Origin of the sequence: Actinacidiphila sp. bgisy167, from assembly GCF_965342175.1 — a bacterium.
Classification (GTDB): Bacteria; Actinomycetota; Actinomycetes; order Streptomycetales; family Streptomycetaceae; genus Actinacidiphila.
The window spans coordinates 45,036-62,244 of sequence record NZ_CBDRBL010000022.1 but is presented as its reverse complement, the minus strand read 5'-3'; the positions used below and the strand labels follow the sequence as shown (position 1 = coordinate 62,244).

At 74.8% G+C, this 17,209-nt stretch carries 13 protein-coding genes, 1 pseudogene and 1 riboswitch; of the genes and pseudogenes, 4 read left to right on the top strand and 10 right to left on the bottom strand.

Annotated features, from left to right (window positions below):
• Positions 1-37: 37 nt before the first annotated feature.
• Together ACRWND_RS11690 and ACRWND_RS11685 are read left to right on the top strand one after the other, a co-directional pair.
• Entirely contained in the window at positions 38-1,138 is a 1,101-nt protein-coding gene (locus ACRWND_RS11690; protein ID WP_431948628.1) for a Hint domain-containing protein, read from the top strand.
• 212 nt (positions 1,139-1,350) lie between these two features.
• The gene (locus ACRWND_RS11685; protein WP_431948658.1) at positions 1,351-2,412 is read left to right on the top strand and encodes an SCO1860 family LAETG-anchored protein; all 1,062 of its coding nucleotides are present in this window, start codon (positions 1,351-1,353) and stop codon (positions 2,410-2,412) included.
• Between the two features lie 246 nt (positions 2,413-2,658).
• On the opposite strand, the gene cobC is transcribed toward ACRWND_RS11685, so the two are convergent.
• The 10 genes from cobC to ACRWND_RS11635 all read right to left on the bottom strand — a co-directional run bounded on the left by cobC (position 2,659) and on the right by ACRWND_RS11635 (position 14,980).
• Positions 2,659-4,041 (bottom strand): Rv2231c family pyridoxal phosphate-dependent protein CobC, encoded by a 1,383-nt coding sequence (gene cobC / locus ACRWND_RS11680; protein ID WP_431948657.1) that lies wholly within the window; start codon positions 4,039-4,041, stop codon positions 2,659-2,661.
• 92 nt (positions 4,042-4,133) lie between these two features.
• Positions 4,134-4,589, bottom strand: a complete 456-nt coding sequence (locus ACRWND_RS11675; RefSeq protein ID WP_431948627.1) for a cobalamin biosynthesis protein — start codon at positions 4,587-4,589, stop codon at positions 4,134-4,136.
• Positions 4,586-5,947, bottom strand: a complete 1,362-nt coding sequence (locus tag ACRWND_RS11670) for a cobyrinate a,c-diamide synthase (protein ID WP_431948626.1) — start codon at positions 5,945-5,947, stop codon at positions 4,586-4,588. The genes ACRWND_RS11675 and ACRWND_RS11670 overlap by 4 nt, the downstream gene beginning before the upstream one ends.
• Entirely contained in the window at positions 5,941-6,537 is a 597-nt protein-coding gene (gene cobO, locus ACRWND_RS11665; RefSeq protein ID WP_431948625.1) for a cob(I)yrinic acid a,c-diamide adenosyltransferase, read from the bottom strand. The genes ACRWND_RS11670 and cobO overlap by 7 nt, the downstream gene beginning before the upstream one ends.
• On the bottom strand, positions 6,537-8,576 hold the full coding sequence (locus ACRWND_RS11660; RefSeq protein ID WP_431948624.1) for a putative cobaltochelatase: 2,040 nt from the start codon (positions 8,574-8,576) through the stop codon (positions 6,537-6,539). Before ACRWND_RS11660 ends, cobO begins: the two co-directional genes overlap by 1 nt.
• 73 nt (positions 8,577-8,649) lie before the next feature.
• Positions 8,650-10,161, bottom strand: a complete 1,512-nt coding sequence (locus ACRWND_RS11655; RefSeq protein WP_431948623.1) for a cobyric acid synthase — start codon at positions 10,159-10,161, stop codon at positions 8,650-8,652.
• Complete coding sequence (locus tag ACRWND_RS11650) at positions 10,158-11,150, bottom strand: cobalamin biosynthesis protein (RefSeq protein ID WP_431948622.1); 993 nt, start codon at positions 11,148-11,150, stop codon at positions 10,158-10,160. Before ACRWND_RS11650 ends, ACRWND_RS11655 begins: the two co-directional genes overlap by 4 nt.
• Before the next feature lie 54 nt (positions 11,151-11,204).
• Positions 11,205-11,330: riboswitch (cobalamin riboswitch) on the bottom strand.
• Positions 11,331-11,481: 151 nt separating this feature from the next.
• A complete protein-coding gene (locus tag ACRWND_RS11645; protein WP_431948621.1) occupies positions 11,482-11,724 on the bottom strand; it encodes a hypothetical protein in 243 nt (80 codons plus the stop codon).
• A gap of 34 nt (positions 11,725-11,758) precedes the next feature.
• Positions 11,759-12,976 (bottom strand): inorganic phosphate transporter, encoded by a 1,218-nt coding sequence (locus ACRWND_RS11640; RefSeq protein WP_431948620.1) that lies wholly within the window; start codon positions 12,974-12,976, stop codon positions 11,759-11,761.
• A 612-nt stretch (positions 12,977-13,588) separates the two neighbouring features.
• Positions 13,589-14,980 (bottom strand): NAD(P)/FAD-dependent oxidoreductase, encoded by a 1,392-nt coding sequence (locus tag ACRWND_RS11635; protein WP_431948619.1) that lies wholly within the window; start codon positions 14,978-14,980, stop codon positions 13,589-13,591.
• A gap of 117 nt (positions 14,981-15,097) precedes the next feature.
• On the opposite strand from ACRWND_RS11635, the pseudogene ACRWND_RS11630 reads away from it, so the two are divergent.
• Positions 15,098-15,745: pseudogene (locus ACRWND_RS11630) on the top strand (class II aldolase/adducin family protein); the annotation flags it as partial.
• Between the two features lie 288 nt (positions 15,746-16,033).
• A complete protein-coding gene (locus ACRWND_RS11625; RefSeq protein ID WP_431948618.1) occupies positions 16,034-17,146 on the top strand; it encodes an alpha/beta hydrolase in 1,113 nt (370 codons plus the stop codon).
• Positions 17,147-17,209: the final 63 nt, after the last annotated feature.

Genomic DNA, 17,209 nt, shown 5'->3' with positions numbered 1-17,209 from the left:
TCGTACCTTCCGACACCGCAACGGGACGGGGAGCACCATGACCAGGCAAGGACCGCAGAAGTACCCGGGGGCCTCACGCAGATACTGGTATCAGGACGACTACGGCGGTGCCGCGATGGAGGTCAACGCCATCGTGCTGCACACGACCGAGGGCCGCAGCGTGCCGACGTACGGGGGCGGGAGCAGCGCGCCCAACCTCACGGCGAAACCGGATTTCGAGGACGAGAAGCTGGTCTGGTACCAGCACTTCGACATCGACATCTCCTCGCGCGCCCTGGTCAACCGTCCCGGCGGGGTGGAGACCAACACTCTCAACGTGTGCCAGGTGGAGCTGGTGGGCACCTGCGACCCCGTCCGGCACGAGAACTGGGGTACGGCCAACCGGCACATCTACTGGCCCAAGGCCCCCCGGTGGGCGCTGCGTGAACTCGCCGAGTTCCTGGCCTGGATGCACACCCAGCACGGCGTGCCGCTCAAGGGGCCGAAGCTCTGGCCGCCCTACCCCCGCTCGTACGGGACGGCGGGCGGCCAGCGGATGACCGGACGGGAGTGGAACGCCTTCCGCGGGATCTGCGGCCACCAGCACGTGCCGGAGAACTGCGTGCACCCGGACACCCCGGTGCTCCGCGCCGACCTGAGCTGGTCCCGTGCCGGCGACCTGTCAGTCGGCGACGAGATCGCGTGCTTCGACGAGGAGGAGACCTCCGGCGTTCAGGGGCGACGGCGGCTCCGCCGCGGGGTGGTGACCCGCAACGACCCGGCGCGCAAGGACGCGTACCGGGTGACCACGGCGCTGGGCGAGGTCGTCGCGACGGCCGACCACCCGTGGCTGGTGCGTCTGCCGCACGGCGACGCGTGGATGACCAGTCGCGAACTCACCCCGTTCAAGCACCGGATCGTCGCCCTCGCCGACGGGCGGGCCGGTGCGGCGGGCGCCTGGGAGGGCGCCGCGGTCGCCGACGCCACGGGAGAGGCGCAGGTGCTCGCGGTCGAGCCCCTGGGGGAACAGCCGATCGCCTCGCTGTCGACCTCGGCGCGCACCTATGTGGCGCGGGGGCTGCTTTGCCACAACTCCCATGGGGATCCCGGCGCGCTCGACTTCGCCAAGCTGCTCGAGTACGCACGAGCGCAGGTGTGACGCGCGGGAACGCGTGTGCCTCAGGTGTCGAATACGGAGGCGAAAACCACCCTTTGGAGTGAACCGGGCCCGGGCGGGCACCGGTTCACTCTCCGTACGTAAATCATTACGGGGTCGAGGTCGCCCGGCGAGCGCGCTGTCCCCTTCAGCGGCGCTGTGGCGACTCCATGACCATTTTGGGGGTTTTCCACTTGTCCAGCTCTCCCTTCAGCATGCCCGCGCGCCGTCCCGCCGCCGCGCTGGGAGCCGCCGTCGCGATGGCGGCTGGCGCCCTCGCGCTGGGGCCCGCGTCCCCGGCCGCCGCGACCGGGGGGACCAACAGCTCGTCCGGCAAGGCCGGTGCGGTCGTCCTGCGCACCGACCTGGATGTCTCGCTGCTCCGCAAGTCCGTCGACGTGCCGCTGACCCTGACGCTCAACGAGGTGCACGCACCGGCGAGCGCCGACGAGACCGCGCTCACCGCCACCCTCGACGGGGTCGACCATGGCAGGCCGTTCAGCGTCCTGCGCGCCGAGGTCGCCACCGCCCGGGCCACCGCCGACCGCCGCAAGGCGGAGGGCTTCGCCAAGCTCGTCAAGGCGCGCGTCAATCTGCCCGGACTGCCGCTCCTCGGGCTCATCAAGGCCGACCTGATCTCCGCGCGCGCCACGTGCGAGGCCGGCCGCAGGCCGGTCGCCGACGTCGAACTGCCCGGCCACGTCGTCGTCCTCGGCAAGCGCGTCGACGTCTCGGCAGGCGGCCCGACCCGGGTGGAGGTGCCCGGCGTGGGCGAGGTCCGCCTCGAACTCGCCGAGAGGACCGTCACCTCGCGCGGCGCCGCCGCCACCGCACTGGAACTGTCGGTGGAGGTGAACCCGCTCAAGCTCGGCGTCGCCGAGGTGAGCGGCACCGTCACCCTCGCCGAGGCCACCTGCGAGACGCCCCGCCGGGGCGGGCACGGCGGTGGCGGTGGCGACCATGGTGGCGGCGACAACGGCGGCAGCAGCGGTGGCGGATCCGGCAGCGGCGGCAGCGGTCAGGAGCCGCAGACGGGCGGCGGGTCCGAGCAGCCCTCGCCGTCCACCGAGCCCTCGGAGTCGCCCGCGCCGTCGGAGTCCGCGCGCGCCGACCAGTCCCCGCAGGCCGCGCCCGCGACCGCAGGCGACCTCGCCGAGACCGGCAGCAGCTCCATGACCCCGTATCTCGCGGGCGGTTCGGTGCTGCTGCTCGCCGCGGGCTTCCTCGCGGTCCGCGCGACCCGTCGCAAGGCGGCGGCCGAGAGCACCCGGGACTGACGAATCCGGGCGACCCCCGGCGGCGGGGTCAGGGGGACGTGGAGGGCGGCCAAGTGTCCGGAGTCGCCCTCCACGTGCTGACCGGTCGTCAGGACGCGCCTGGCGGAGCCGGCCCACGAGAGCGGGCGGCGCCCAGGACGACCGGCGAGGGCACCGATGCCACCGACGCCGCCGACGGCACGACGGCGTGCTCGGGCCTCGACCGGCCGGGCTTACCAGCGCCTACGACAATGCCTACGACAATGCCTACGACAGCGCCTTCGACAGGGCGGTCGCGAAGCGGTCGGTCGTGGCGGGATCCCGGACGGCGAGGCGGAGCCAGTCGGGGGACAGACCGGGGAAGGTGTCGGCGCGACGGACGGCGAAACCGAGGTCCCGCAGGCGGTCGCGGACGCAGGCCGCCTCGGGGAGGCGCAGCAGTACGAAGGGACCCTGTGCGGGGCCCGCGACCTCGATGCCGTCGAACTTGGCGAGCCGGCGCAGCAGGTGGTCGCGGTGGGCGGCGACACGGCGGGCCGCCTCCGCCGCCTCCGCGAGGGCCGCGGGAGCGCAGCAGGCCTCGGCTGCGGCGAGGCCGGGCGTCGAGACCGCCCACAGGGGCTGTGCGCGGCGCAGCGCCGCCACCCGTTCGCGGTCCCCGAGGACATAGCCGACGCGCAGGCCGGCCAGCCCCCAGGTCTTGGTGAGGCTGCGCAGCACCACCAGACCGGGAAGGTCGCGGCGGGCGGCGAGACTCTCGGGTTCACCGGGGACCGCGTCCATGAACGCCTCGTCGACGACGAGGGTGCGGCCCGGCCTGGCCAGGCGGGCGAGGTCCGCCGCGGGATGCAGTACCGAGGTGGGGTTGGTCGGATTGCCGACGACCACCAGATCGGCGTCGTCGGGGACCGCAGCCGGGTCGAGTCGGAAGCCGTCCTCCGCTCGCAGCAGGACGCGGTGGACAGGATGCCCGGCGTCGCGCAGTGCCGCCTCGGGCTCGGTGAACTGCGGGTGCACGACGACCGCGTGCCGGGCCCGGGTGGTGCGGGCCAGCAGGACGAACGCCTCCGCGGCACCCGCCGTGAGCAGCACCTCATCCACCCGGCGGCCATGGCGGGCGGCGACCGCTCGGTGTGCGGCGCGGTCGTCGGGGTAACCGGCCAGTCCGTCGAGGGTGGCGGCGAGGCGTCGCTTGAGCCACGGCGGGGGCGTGCCGGCACGCACGTTGACGGCCAGGTCGGTGAGGCCGACGCCGCCGTCCCGGACCTCGGCGTCGCCATGGTGCCGTAGGTCGTGGTCGTCGGCGTGATCGGCCGGCACCGGGCCTGCGGGCCTGCCGTGATTCTCGCCGCCGGCGGGCGGCGCGTGCCGTACCTCGACCTCAAGACGGGCGCCCGCCCAGTCCTCCACCAGCCGCGAGGTCTGCTCCTCGGCCCCTGCGTCCGCGGGGAAGCAGGTGAGCACGACGATCCGGCGGCCGCCGAGCCGCGCGCAGCGTTCCAGGCCCGCAGGCACGTCCGGCGCCGCCGTCGTCAGGAAGGCCGCCTCCACGCCCGCGTAGCCGCCGCCCTCCCACAGCAGCCGTGCGATACGGGCCACTTCGGCGTTGTCCGCGGCCTCGGGCGAGCCGGCGCCGACCAGCAGCACCATGGTCGCCGCCCGGTCGGCCGGTGTGCCGGGGCCGCCGCCCAGCGCGGCGTCGACGCGCCGCTCGAGTGCGTCCGGGGGCGGGAGTGGGGGTCTCAGCATGGTGCCGTCTCCTGCGTCGTGCCGTCCATGCCGTGTGCGCCGCGTACGCCGGGTTCGGGCGTGCGGTGCCGCGCCACCGCCGCCGTCGCCCGCGCCGCGCCATCCCCGGGCCCGGACGTCCGCTTCGGCACCAGCAGTTCGCCGCCGTCCGTCGCGGCCAGCGCCGCCGCCTCCGCCACGGAGGGCGTGCCGACCGCGGCCAGCGACGCAGACGAGGGACTCGGCACGTCGACCGCGGCCAGCGCGGACGCGTCGAACGTCACCAGGGGGACGCCCAGCCGCGCCGCCGCCTCGAGGAGGCCGGGCTCACCCGCCTTGGCGTCCACGCTCGCCAGCGCCGTGACGCAGGACCGCGGTACCCCGGCCTCGTCGAGCACCGACCCGAGGAGCGCGAGCACATCGGCCGCCGCCACACCGCGGCCCGCCCCGACGCCGACGACGACCCTCACGGGGCCGCGCCCGCGCCGGCCGCGCAGGAAGCGACGAACCGCCGCGCCAGTGCGGGTTCGGCCGCCCAGTGGACGTGCAGGTACGACGCGTGGACGCCGTCCTGCACGAAACCCTCCACCCGCCGCTCCGGCCGGATGACGCCCCAGGCCGGCGTGGCCCCGGCGGCGGGCTCCACGACGGTGCGGTGGAACTCGTGGCCGCGCACCCGGGTCCCGGCGGCCGCCAGCGCGTTGTCGGCGATCGCGACCGCCTCGCGGTAGCCCAGGGTCAACCGGTCCGCCATGCGGGCCGTGGTGTCCAGCACCCCGCACATGGGACGTCCGTCCAGTTCCCGCCCGAGGTAGAGCAGCCCCGCGCACTCCGCGGTCACCGGCCCGGCGAAGGCGGCGACAGCCTCGCGCAGCGGCGCGTTGGCGGACAGCTCGGGGGCGTACATCTCGGGGAAGCCGCCGCCTATGACCAGTCCCGACGCTCCGTCCGGCAGCCGCTCGTCGTGCAGCGGGTCGAAGGTGACGACCTCCGCCCCCGCCGAGGAGAGGAGTTCGACGTGTTCGGTGTAGGAGAAGGTGAACGCCGCCCCGCCCGCCACCGCGACCACCGGCCGGGCGCCCGGCGGCGCAGCCCCGGCCGCCGCCTCCTCCGGGTCCCAGGGCCCGTCCGCGAGCGGGGGAGCGCTGCGCGCCAGCGCCAGCAGTGCCTCCAGGTCGCAGCCTGCCCGGACCCGGGCGGCCAGCGTCCGCACGGCCTCGACGGCGTCCGCGTGCCGCTCCGCGACCGGGACCAGACCCAGGTGACGGGACGGGGTGCCGACCGCCGCGTCGCGCCGCAGGGCCCCCAGCACGGGCACGCCCGCGCCGTCCAGGGCGTCGCGCAGCAGCTCCTCGTGCCGGTCGGAGCCGACCTTGTTGAGGATGACGCCGGCGACCCGCACCTGCGGGTCCCACGAGGCGAAGCCGTGCACCAGCGCCGCCACCGAACGGGACTGCGACGAGGCGTCCACCACCAGGACCACCGGCGCCCGCAGCAGCTTCGCCACATGCGCGGTGGAGGCCAGTTCCCCCATCCCCGAGGCGCCGTCGAAGAGCCCCATCACGCCCTCCACGACAGCCACGTCCGCGCCCCGCGCGCCGTGCAGGAACAGCGGTGCGATCCGCTCCGGACCGCACATGTACGCGTCCAGGTTGCGGCCCGGGCGGCCGGTGGCCAGGGCGTGGTAGCCGGGGTCGATGTAGTCGGGGCCCATCTTGTGCGGGGAGACCGCGAGGCCGGCCTCGGCGAAGGCCGCCATCAGCCCCGTCGCGACGGTGGTCTTGCCGCTCCCCGAGGCAGGGGCCGCGACGACGAGCCGGGCTACCACTCGATGCCCTTCTGGCCCTTCTGGCCGGCGTCCATCGGGTGCTTGACCTTGCCCATCTCGGTGACCAGGTCCGCGAAGTCCAGCAGCGGAGCCGGCGCGTTGCGTCCGGTGATGACGACGTGCTGGGTGCCGGGCCGGTCGCGGAGCACCGAGACCACCTCGCCGGTGTCGATCCACCCCCAGTGCAGCGGGTAGGCGAACTCGTCCAACACGTACAGCCGGTAGGTCTCGGCGGCAAGGTCCCGCTTGACCTGCTCCCAGCCCTCGCGCGCGGCCTCCTCGCTCTCGGAGATGTCCCGCTGCACCCAGGACCAGCCCTCGCCCATCTTGTGCCAGGCGACGGTGCCGCCCTCGCCGGAGTCACCGAGCACGCGCAGCGCCCGTTCCTCCCCGACCTTCCACTTGGCGGACTTGACGAACTGGAACACCCCGACAGGCCAGCCCTGGTTCCAGGCCCGCAGCGCCAGACCGAAGGCGGCGGTGGACTTCCCCTTGCCGGTGCCGGTGTGCACCATCACCAGCGGCCGGTTGCGGCGCTGACGGGTGGTGAGGCCGTCCTGCGGCACGACGCTCGGCTGTCCCTGTGGCATTACGCGGCCCTCCGTACATCCCGTACCAGTGCCGCGACGCTGTCCGCGCGCAGCTCCTCCAATGTCACGGCGGCACCGTGCAGTTCGCGCGCCAGCTCGCCCGCGAGCCCCAGCCGCACCGGCCCCGACTCGCAGTCGACGACCACCGCGGCGGTGCCCTCGGCCGCCAGCAGCCGCGCCGCGCGCCCGGCCGTGCGGACCGGCTCGGGGCCGCCGGTCGCCCGTCCGTCGGTGACCACGACCAGCAGCGGGCGGCGCGAGGCGTCCCGCAGCCGCTCCACGCGCAGCACCTCGTGCGCCTTCAGCAGCCCGGCGGCCAGCGGGGTGCGGCCGCCGGTCGGCAGCTTCTCCAGGCGCGCCGCGCCCGCGTCGACCGACGAGGTCGGCGGCAGGGCCAGCTCCGCCGTCGCGCCGCGGAAGGTGATCAGGCCGACCTTGTCGCGCCGCTGGTAGGCGTCGAGCAGCAGCGACAGCACCGCGCCCTTGACCGCGCTCATTCGCTGCCGGGCGGCCATCGATCCCGAGGCGTCGACGACGAAGAGCACGAGGTTGCCCTCGCGGCCCTCGCGGACCGCCTCGCGCAGGTCGTCCCGGCGGATCACCAGGCCCGGGCCGCCGCGCCCCCGCGCCCGCTGGTGCGGGGCCGCGGCGTGCACGGTGGCCGCCAGATGGAGCTTGGACAGGGCGCCTCGGGGGCGCCGGGCGCCGGTCGTCCTGCCGTGCGCGGTGCGGGCCCGGGAGCGGCGGCCGGCCGCGCCCTCCCCGAGGCCGGGCACGGTCAGGGCGCGGGCCGTGAACGGCTCGGCCGCGGGCGCCGCGGCCCGGTCCCCTGCGCCGGGTGCGGCGTCCGCGCCCTCCGCCTGGGGTCCGGGATCCGCGGGCTCCCGGGGCCGTGCGATGTCCGGTGAGGTGTCGGGGGAGGCGTCCGGGGCGCCGCCGCCACCGCCCCCGTCAGGACCACCGCCGCCAGGACCACCGCCGTCAGGCCCGCCGCCGTCCGGGCCCGGGTCCGGGTCGTCGTCCCGGCCGCGGTTGCGCTCCAGGGTCTCGTCGAGCTTGTCCTCGTCCAGTCCCGGGGCGTCGAAGGGATTGCGGCGGCGCCGGTGCGGCAGCGCGAGCAGCGCCGCCCGGCGCACGTCCGCGTCGGTCACCGCGGACCTCCCGCCCCAGGCAGCGAGCGCGGTCGCCGTGCGCGCCATGACGATGTCCGCGCGCATCCCGTCCACCTCGAAGGCCGCGCACGTCGCCGCGATCTGGCGGAGCGCGCCGTCGCCCAGCGAGACCGACGGGAGCAGCGCGCGCGCCGTCGCGATGCGCTGCCGCAGCTCCCGCTCCTCCGCCTGCCAGGCGGCGGCGAAGCCGGCCGGGTCCGCGTCGTAGGCGAGGCGCCGCCGGACGACCTCCACCCGCTCGTCGGTCTCCCGCGACGCCGCGACCTCCACCGTGAGGCCGAAGCGGTCCAGCAACTGCGGCCGCAGCTCGCCCTCCTCGGGGTTCATGGTGCCGACGAGCAGGAAGCGCGCGGCGTGACGCACCGACACGCCCTCCCGCTCCACGTAGGAGGCGCCCATGGCCGCCGCGTCCAGCAGCAGGTCCACCAGGTGGTCATGGAGGAGGTTGACCTCGTCCACGTAGAGCACACCGCGGTGCGCGTCGGCCAGCAGTCCCGGCTCGAAGGCCTTCACGCCCTCCGCCAGGGCCCGTTCGATGTCCAAGGCGCCGACGAGACGGTCCTCGGACGCGCCGACCGGCAACTCCACCATGCGCGCCGGCCGGCTCTCGGAGCCCGCGTCAGGGCCGTGCGGCCCGTCCGGGCACGCCGGGTCCGCTGCCGCCGGGTCGCAGCCGAAGCGGCAGCCGGGGACGACCTCGACGGCCGGCAGCAGCGCCGACAGCGCCCGCACGGCGGTGGACTTGGCGGTGCCCTTCTCACCCCGCACCAGCACACCGCCCACCGCGGGGCTGACCGCGTTCAGCAGCAGCGCCAGCCGCAGGTCCGCCATCCCGACGATCGCGGTGAAGGGGTAAGGGGTGCTCACGCGGCCTCCTGGGTCGAACGGACATTGCGGCGGTGCTCACGGACGGCCCGGCTCCGGGGCGGCGGTGGGGTGCTCACGGTGCCCCCGGGGGGACGAAGGGCAGCCCGGCAGGGGGGCCCTGCTCGATCAGGCGGAGCAGGGCGCCGGTGTCGGCGTGCTCCTCGATCAGATCGCCCAGCCTGTCCAGCTGCTCCTCGCGGAGCGCGCCGAAGGAGGTGTCGGGCGCGGGGACGAAGCGCCGTCCCGCGGCCTGCGCGACCCGGCGCAGGAAGGCACGGCGGAAGCCGTCGCTCTCCAGGGAACCGTGCCAGTGGGTGCCCCAGACCGCGCCGGTGCGGCAGCCGTCCAGGAAGGGCTCGTCGCCGCCCCGCACATCGGCGACGCCGTGGTGGATCTCGTACCCCTCGACGGGTTCGCCGTACGCCTTTCCGGAAGGTCGGGCCAGGGTCTTCTCCGCGGCGAAGCGGACCCGCACCGGCAGCAGCCCGAGCCCGGGGACCGTGCCCGCCCGCGACTCGACGTCGTCCTCGATCGTCTCGGCCAGCATTTGGAAGCCCCCGCACACGCCCAGCACCGGGCGGCCCTTGGCGGCCCGGCGGAGGATCGCGTCGGCCAGGCCGCGCTGCCGCAGCCACTCCAATGCGCGGACCGTGCCCCGGGTGCCGGGCAGCACCACGAGGTCGGCGTCGGCGAGCTCCTCCGGCCGGTCGGCGAAGCGGACGAGGACACCGGGCTCGGCGGCGAGCGCGTCCACGTCGGTGAAGTTCGACATCAGCGGGACGGCCGCCACGGCGACCCGCAGGACGTCCTCGCCGTGCGGCGGCGCCGTGTCCGACTCGCGCACGGCGCCGCGCAGCGAGATGCGCAGCCCGTCCTCCTCGTCGATGCCCAGGCCGTGCCGGAACGGCAGCACCCCGTAGAAGCGCCGCCCGGTCAGCGCGCGCAGCATCTCGAGCCCCGGCTCCAGCAGGGACACGTCGCCGCGGAACTTGTTGACCAGGTAGCCGCAGACCAGCTCCTGGTCCTCGGGCGCGAGCAGCGCCGTCGTCCCGAAGAAGGAGGCGAAGACCCCGCCCCGGTCGATGTCGCCGACCACGACCACCGGGAGCCGGGCGGCCCGCGCCAGGCCCATGTTGACGATGTCGCCCTGCCGCAGGTTGATCTCGGCCGGACTGCCGGCGCCCTCGCAGATCACCGCGTCGTGCCGGCCGCGCAGCTCCTCCAGGCAGTCCGTGACGGTGCGCAGCAGTTCCGCGCGGCTCCCGTTGTGGTAGCCGCGCGCGCTCATCTCGCCCACGGGGCGGCCCAGCAGGACGACCTGGCTCGTCCGGTCCCCGCCGGGCTTGAGCAGCACCGGGTTCATCAGGGCCGAGGGCTCCACGCGCGCCGCCTGGGCCTGCATCGCCTGGGCCCGGCCGATCTCGGCGCCCTCGCGGGTCACGTACGAGTTGAGCGACATGTTCTGCGCCTTGAACGGCGCCACGGACACGCCCTGCCGCACCAGCCACCGGCAGATCCCCGCAGTGACGACGCTCTTGCCGGCGTCCGACGTCGTCCCGGCGACCAGCAGGCCCCCGCCCCTCATACCTGCCCCCTCCGACTCCGGGCGACCGCGCCCCACGCCAGACGGCCGCCCACCGTGACGGCCAGCGCCAGCGCGCCGACCCGCCGCGACAGGCGGGCCGCCCGTTCGATGTCCCGAACCTGGACCGGGCGGTTCCCCGCCCCGAGCACGGGCCGGTGCTCCACCCGCCCGCCGTAGGCGAGCGTGCCCCCGAGGCGTACGCCCAACGCCCCCGCGAACGAGGCCTCGACCGGCCCCGCGTTGGGGCTGGGATGCCGGCCGCCGTCCCTGCGCCAGGTCCGCCACGCCCCGCGGGGGTCGGGCCCGGCGAGTACCGCGAGGGCGGCGGTCAGCCGGGCCCCGGGGTAGCCGGCCGCGTCGTCCAGCCGGGCCGCGGCCCAGCCGAAGCGCCGGTGCCGCGGCGACTTGTGGCCCACCATCGCGTCGAGGGTGTTGACCGCCCGGAAGCCCACCAGCCCCGGGACGCCGCCCAGCGCGCCCCACACCAGGGCGCCCACGACGGCGTCCGAGGTGTTCTCCGCGACGGACTCCACGACCGCCCGCGCCAACTGCGCCTCGTCCAGCGCCAGCGGGTCGCGGCCGCACAGACGGGGCAGCCGCTCGCGCGCCGCCTTCGTGTCGCCGGCGGACAGGGCGGCACCGATGGCGCGGGCCTCCCGGACGAGGGAGGTCCCGCCGAGCACCGCCCAGGTCGCCGCCGTCGTCAGGGCGACGGAGGCGGCGCCGGAACGGCGTACCGCGCGCTGCAGCGCTGCCGCCGCCGCCACCGCGCCGCCGGCGCACAGCGCGGTGTGCAGGGCGCCCCGGCCGCGGTGGTCGCGCCACAGCATGCGCTCCAGCCCGGCGGCGGCGCTGCCGAACACCGCCACGGGGTGGCCGCGGCGCGGGTCGGCGAGGGCGAGGTCGGCGAGCCAGCCCAGGGCGGCGCCCGCGGCGAAGGCGCACGGCGCCACGGCGCCGCTGTCAGGTGAACGGCCGGAGCCGCGCATCGCAGGAGTCCTCACTCAGGGTCCGCGCCCTGGTTCGACGTGACCGGCGACGAGAGTCTCCTGGCTCCCGGATCGGCGGCACCCCCGGCCTTCCAGCCCTTGTCGGGGCCGTGGCCATGGGCGGGGGTCCGCTCCCCGGTGACAGTGGCGGGACCGCGCCGGATTCGCACCGGACTTCCTCTCCTGCCGCCGTTTGGCGCCTCCGATACCACCACGCCTCGCTTCGGCCCGTCAACTCACCGCGACAGCCTGTGGAGAAGAGGAAACCCCAGCTCATGGCCAGAAGGCCGGGAGCTGGGGTGACGTCACCGGCGACGGGGTCCCCGGGACCTCAGGCGACGATCAGATAGATCCCGTACGCCACCGCCGCCGCGCAGAGCGCGAAGGACAGGTAGGCGCCGGCGCGGGCCAGAGCGGTGCCGCCGCCCGCGGCAGGGGCTCCGGCCTCGCCGCTGCCGGCGCCGCCCTGCTTGGACAGGCCGAGGATGCCGAGGGTGAACAGGCCGACGAGTCCGACGGTCACGGCGAGGCTGACGCCGAAGACGGAGCCGAGGGCAGCCCAGTCGATGTGCATGGTGCTTCCTTCCGGGGCCGGTGCGGCGCCGCCGTCAGGCGGAGGCCGGGGCGGGGTCGGTGTCGGCGCCGGTCGCGGTCAGGCCCGCGGGCGGCGGGATCACGGCGGTGATCGCCGTGGTGATGACGCCCGGCTCCTCGACCTCGTCGTGGGCGTCGTTGACGTTGGTGTGGTCGACGGGCTTGCGGCGGGAGGCGAGCCAGATCGCGGTGCACGCGGCCAGCGCCAGGACGGCGACGATCGTGACGCCCCAGTCGCCCTGATCGGCCAGGCGCGCGGCACCCGCGCCGACCAGAGCGGCGGCCGGCAGGGTGAGCCCCCACGCGGCGAACATGCGGCCCGCCGTGCTCCAGCGGACGACACCGCCCTTGCGGCCGAGGCCCGCGCCCATGACGGAGCCGGAGCAGACCTGGGTGGTGGAGAGGGAGAAGCCGAGGTGCGAGGAGGCCAGGATGACGGTCGCGGCACCGGTCTGGGCGGCGAAGCCCTGCGGCGGCTGGATGTCGGTGATGCCCTTGCCCATGGTGCGGATGATCCGCCAGCCACCGATGAAGGTGCCGAGTGCTATCGCCGTGCCGGCCGAGACGATGACCCACAGCGGCGGGTCGGAGTCGGGGGCGACGACGTTGCCGGCGATCAGGGCGAGGGTGATGACACCCATGGTCTTCTGAGCGTCGTTGGTGCCGTGGGCGAGCGAGACGAGGCCGGCCGAGGCGATCTGTCCGGCCCGGTAGCCCTTGGCCGTGGCGGCCGGGTCGGCGTTGCGGCCGAGGCGGTAGGTCAGGCGGGTCGCCAGCATCGAGGCGACACCGGCGACCACCGGGGCGCAGACGGCCGGGATCAGGACCTTCATGACGACCGCGTCGCCGTTGACCGAGTCGAATCCGGCCGAGGCGATGGAGGCGCCGATGAGGCCGCCGAAGAGAGCGTGGGAGGAGCTGGAGGGGAGGCCCGCCAGCCAGGTCAGCAGGTTCCAGACGATCGCGCCGACGAGCCCTGCGAAGATCACTTCGGGCTTGATGCCCGTGCTCTCGTCGAGGATGCCGCCGGAGATCGTCTTGGCCACCTCGACGGAGAGAAAGGCACCGACGAGGTTGAGTACGGCGGACATGGCCACCGCCGTCTTGGGCTTCAGGGCGCCAGTGGAGATGGTGGTCGCCATCGCATTGGCGGTGTCGTGGAAACCGTTCGTGAAGTCGAACACGAGTGCGGTAATGATCACGATTCCGATCAGGAGCGTGATGTGTTCCATTGACCCAGGCATTCGTTCGATCGGACAGTGGCGTGGCGACCGTACGGAGTTCGGATGAACGGAAGGTGAACGAGGGGCGGCGCGGCGGTGCCGGGGTGTGCGGAGGGCGTGGCCCGCGCTGTACTTCGCCCGGTTTTCGCTCCTTTTCATGTGCTTCGGTCGGCCCTTCAGGGCGCTCCGGAGGAGACCCGGGTCACCCGTGGGAACCCGGTCCGGCGCACCGCCGCACGACGGGCGGCACAGCGCGGGAACGGCGGGTCCCCCGGGGGTCCGTCGGCGCACCTTCCGGATGCGACGACACGCAGGATCGGGCCCTCTTCCGCCGTACCGCGGACGCCGGTCAGGGCAGGCGAGCTCACCGCCCGGCGGAGGGGTGGTGGCTGACTCCACCACGGCGACGAGACGGAGACCCGCGGCCGACCGGGCCCCTTCCGGAGCCTGGACGCCCGCCACGCACCCGCCCGCCCACCGCGAACCGGCCCAGGCCCCGCCACCTCGCCCCCGTGCGTCCGCGTCCCGGGCACCGGCACGTGCGGCACGGCGCGCGCCCGCCGGTACCGGGCACGTCGGCGCCTGGTGCGTCGGCGCCGGCCAACCGCCCCGGTACTCCTGTCAGTGGCGGCCCGAGACGCGGTCCGCGATGCGGGCGACGGGGTCGGTCTGTGCGCTGCGCCCTGCCTGTTCCCGCCGGTCGGCGGCGCGGTAGGCCGCGTACAGTCCGTGCACCCCGATCCAGCGGAAAGGCTCGGGCTCCCAGCGGCGTACGCGGTGGTGCACCCAGGGCAGGGCCGTCAGCTCCGTTCCGTGCGCCTGGCCGGAATCCAGCTGGACGAGGTCGCGCAGCGTCCGCGCCGCGAGGTTCGCCGTCGCGACGCCGCTGCCGACGTAGCCACCGGCCCAGCCGAGGCCGGTGGAACGGTCCAGCTCGACGGTCGCGCACCAGTCGCGCGGCACTCCCAGCACCCCGGACCAGGCGTGGTCGATCGCCACCCGCCCCGTCGCGGGGAAGAAGCGCACAAGGATCTCGCGCAGCGCCTCCACCGTCTCGGCCTGCGTGCGGCCGTCGTTGTCCGTGCGCGAGCCGAAGCGGTACGGCACCCCGCGGCCGCCGACGGCGATCCGGTCGTCGGCGGTGCGCTGCGCGTACATGTACGCGTGCGCCATGTCCCCGAGCGCCTCCCGGCCCTCCCAGCCGATGGTGTCCCAGACCTCCCGGGGCAGCGGCTCCGTCACGATCATCGAGGAGTTCATCGGCAGCCACGACCGCTTCTGGCCCTTGAGCGAGGCGGTGAAGCCCTCCGTGCAGCGCAGGACGTAGGGGGCGCGCACCGTCCCGAACGGCGTGACCGCGTGCTTCGGCCGGATCTCGGTCACCGGGGTCGACTCGTGGACGACGACGCCGAGCGCCTCCACCGCCCGGGCCAGCCCCTGGACCAGCTTCACCGGGTGGATGCGCGCTCCGTGCGGCGTCCACGTGCCGCCGGCCGTCCCGGCGACCCGGACGCGTGCGGCGGACTCGGCCGCGCCCAGCAGCAGGCGGTCCTTCTCGCCGAAGGCGACCTCGGTCTCGTGGAACGCCTTGAGCCGCGCCAACTGTGCGGGGGAGTACGCGACCTCCAGCACCCCGCCCTTGTGGATGTCCGCGTCGATGCCCTCCTCGGCGGCGACCCGGATCACCTCGTCCACCGTCGCGTTCATCGCGCGCTGCAGGGCGACGGCTGCCTCACGTCCGTGCAGCGCGGCGTAGCGGTCGCGGCCGGCGAAGCCGTTGTAGAGCCAGCCGCCGTTGCGGCCGGAGGCGCCGTAGCCGCAGAAGCGCTGCTCCAGGACGACGACCCGCAGGAAGGGCACGGCCTTCTTCAGGTAGTAGGCGGTCCACAGTCCGGTGTAACCGCCACCGACGATGCACACGTCGGCGGCGGTGTCGCCGGGCAGGGGCTCGCGCGGCACGGGGATCCCTGACGTCGCGTACCAGAAGGAGATGCCGCCGTTGACGGTGGTCATGGTGCTCCTGCAATTCCCGTGCGTGGTCGGTCCGGAAGGTGTGCCGGGACGTTACTGTGCCCCGAGAGCGGGCTGCAACGGCCAACCTGTCAGGATCAACGCTCGGAGGTGGCACGGATGTCGGTGCGGAACACGGTGGCGCGGGCCTGGGCGGAACTGCTGGACACGGCCCGCCGCTCCGTGGACGACGGCCTCGTGGTCGGTACGTCCGGCAATGTCTCGGTGCGGCTGGGCGACGACCTCGTGCTCGTCACCCCCAGCGGGGTGCCCTACCACCGCCTCGGCCCGGACGACACGGTCGGGGTCGGCCTGGACGGCGAGCAGGTGCTCGGCACGCTGCGCCCGACGAGCGAGCTGGCGATGCACCTGGCGATCTACCGGCACACCGACGCGGGCGCCGTCGTGCACACGCACGCCGTGCACGCCACCGCCGTCTCCACGCTCCTGTACGAACTGCCCGCCATCCACTACATGGCCGCGGCGCTGGGCGGCCGGATACGCGTCGCCGACTACGCGACCTACGGCAGCGAGGAACTGGCCGCCAACGTGCTGCGCGCGCTGCGCGACCGCACCGGCTGCCTGCTGCGCAACCACGGCACCATCGTCTACGGCGATGATCTCGCGCAGGCCTACGACCGTACGGCCCAGTTGGAGTGGATGTGCCAGGTCTGGCTCGCCGCCCGCTCGGTCGCCGGGTTCTCGCCCTCGCTGCTGTCCAAACGCGAACTCGCCAGGGTCGCCGAGAAGCTGCGCCAGTACGGGCGGTCCGCGAACGAGGCGGTGGGAGAGCTCCCGCAGGACGAAGGGCACTCGGAGCAGGGCGCCGACGAGGCCCGCGAGCTCCGCGGGGAAGAGCGCGACGGCCACGCGGGGTCCGGCCCTCACGGCTACAGCGAGCACCGGACGGCCCTCCCCGACATCCCCAGGCCCCGCGAGGCCCACGAGGACGAGCGGGACTGAGCCGGGACGGCTGCGGAACAGGGACGGACCTGAACGGACTCGGACGGCCCCGCCCACTGGCCGCCAGGGGTGAGCGCGCGGAAACTGGAAGCGATGCGCCTCACCACCGCGGCGGCACTCGCCGCCACGACAGCGTTCGGTGCCGGGGCGGCCGCCGTGGCGGCCGGGCGGCATGTCTCCGAGCTTGCCCTGAGGCCGACCGCCCATGGCGTGGACCCGGACCCGCTCACCGTCCACGCCGTGACCGCGGAGAACATCACTCTCAGCCGGACGCTGGGCACCGCCCGGCGCGGTGTGCACGGCCTCATCGGCGCGGGGGCGCACGCCACCGTCGGCGAGGTGCTCTCGACGGCCCCGGACTCGGTGACCCGCCGTCTGCTGCACATCAACCGCGGCGGCGTAGCGGCGGGCGACCAGTTGCGGCTGACCCCGCAGGTGCACATCGGCACCCCCGGGTCGGCCCTCGGCCTGCAGTTCCAGGACGCCGCGATCCCCGCCGAACTCGGCTTGCTGCCGGCGTGGTTGGTGCCCGGGGACCGCGACACGTGGGTCGTCCTCGCACATGGCCTCGGCACGTCCCGCGAGCTCGGCATGAACCTCATGACGTTCCTGTCCGACCTGCGGCTGCCCGTGCTGGCCTTCTCCTACCGCAACGACGACGGAGCGCCGCGCTCATGGGACCGTATCGGCCACCTCGGCGACTCCGAGTGGCGCGACCTCGACGCGGCCATGCGCTACGCCGTCCGGCACGGCGCCCGTCGGCTGGTGCTGCTCGGCTGGTCCACAGGCGCGACGATGGCGCTCCGGGCGGCCTGCCACTCCCAACTGCGCGCGCTGGTGTCGGGACTGGTCCTGGACTCCCCGGTGCTCGACTGGCAGACCACGATCCGTGCCGTCGCCGCCGCGCGAGGCGCGCCCCGCGCGTTGCTGCCGCTGGGCGTCCGTGCCGCCGAGGGCCGTACCGGCCTGCACGCGGAGCGCATCGCCGAGGCCGCCCACCCCTCGCGGCTGGACGTCCCGGCACTCGTCTTCCACGGCCCCGACGACTCGCTCGCCCCGTGGGGGCCGTCCCGCCGACTCGCACGGTACCGCCCGGACCTGGTGACCCTGCACGCCGTCAGCGGCGCCTCGCACGCGGCCATGTGGAACGCCAACCCGGCAACCTACGAGGAGGCCCTCCGGCGCTTCCTCACCCCCCTCCTCTGACGCCTCGCTCACGCAATCCTTATGTCTGAGAAAAGGCACATCTATCCCACAAAGTCCGGCACG

Excerpts from the sequence above, each read along its gene's own strand:
- ACRWND_RS11685 (WP_431948658.1), top strand. The coding sequence starts at position 1,351 with ATGCCCGCGCGCCGTCCCGCCGCCGCGCTGGGAGCCGCCGTCGCGATG.
- cobC (WP_431948657.1), bottom strand. The coding sequence starts at position 4,041 with ATGGTGCTGCTGGTCGGCGCCGGCTCGCCCGAGGCCGCGGACAACGCC.
- ACRWND_RS11690 (WP_431948628.1), top strand. The coding sequence starts at position 38 with ATGACCAGGCAAGGACCGCAGAAGTACCCGGGGGCCTCACGCAGATAC.
- ACRWND_RS11650 (WP_431948622.1), bottom strand. The coding sequence starts at position 11,150 with ATGCGCGGCTCCGGCCGTTCACCTGACAGCGGCGCCGTGGCGCCGTGC.
- ACRWND_RS11655 (WP_431948623.1), bottom strand. The coding sequence starts at position 10,161 with ATGAGGGGCGGGGGCCTGCTGGTCGCCGGGACGACGTCGGACGCCGGC.
- ACRWND_RS11635 (WP_431948619.1), bottom strand. The coding sequence starts at position 14,980 with ATGACCACCGTCAACGGCGGCATCTCCTTCTGGTACGCGACGTCAGGG.
- ACRWND_RS11645 (WP_431948621.1), bottom strand. The coding sequence starts at position 11,724 with ATGCACATCGACTGGGCTGCCCTCGGCTCCGTCTTCGGCGTCAGCCTC.
- ACRWND_RS11640 (WP_431948620.1), bottom strand. The coding sequence starts at position 12,976 with ATGGAACACATCACGCTCCTGATCGGAATCGTGATCATTACCGCACTC.
- cobO (WP_431948625.1), bottom strand. The coding sequence starts at position 6,537 with ATGCCACAGGGACAGCCGAGCGTCGTGCCGCAGGACGGCCTCACCACC.
- ACRWND_RS11625 (WP_431948618.1), top strand. The coding sequence starts at position 16,034 with ATGCGCCTCACCACCGCGGCGGCACTCGCCGCCACGACAGCGTTCGGT.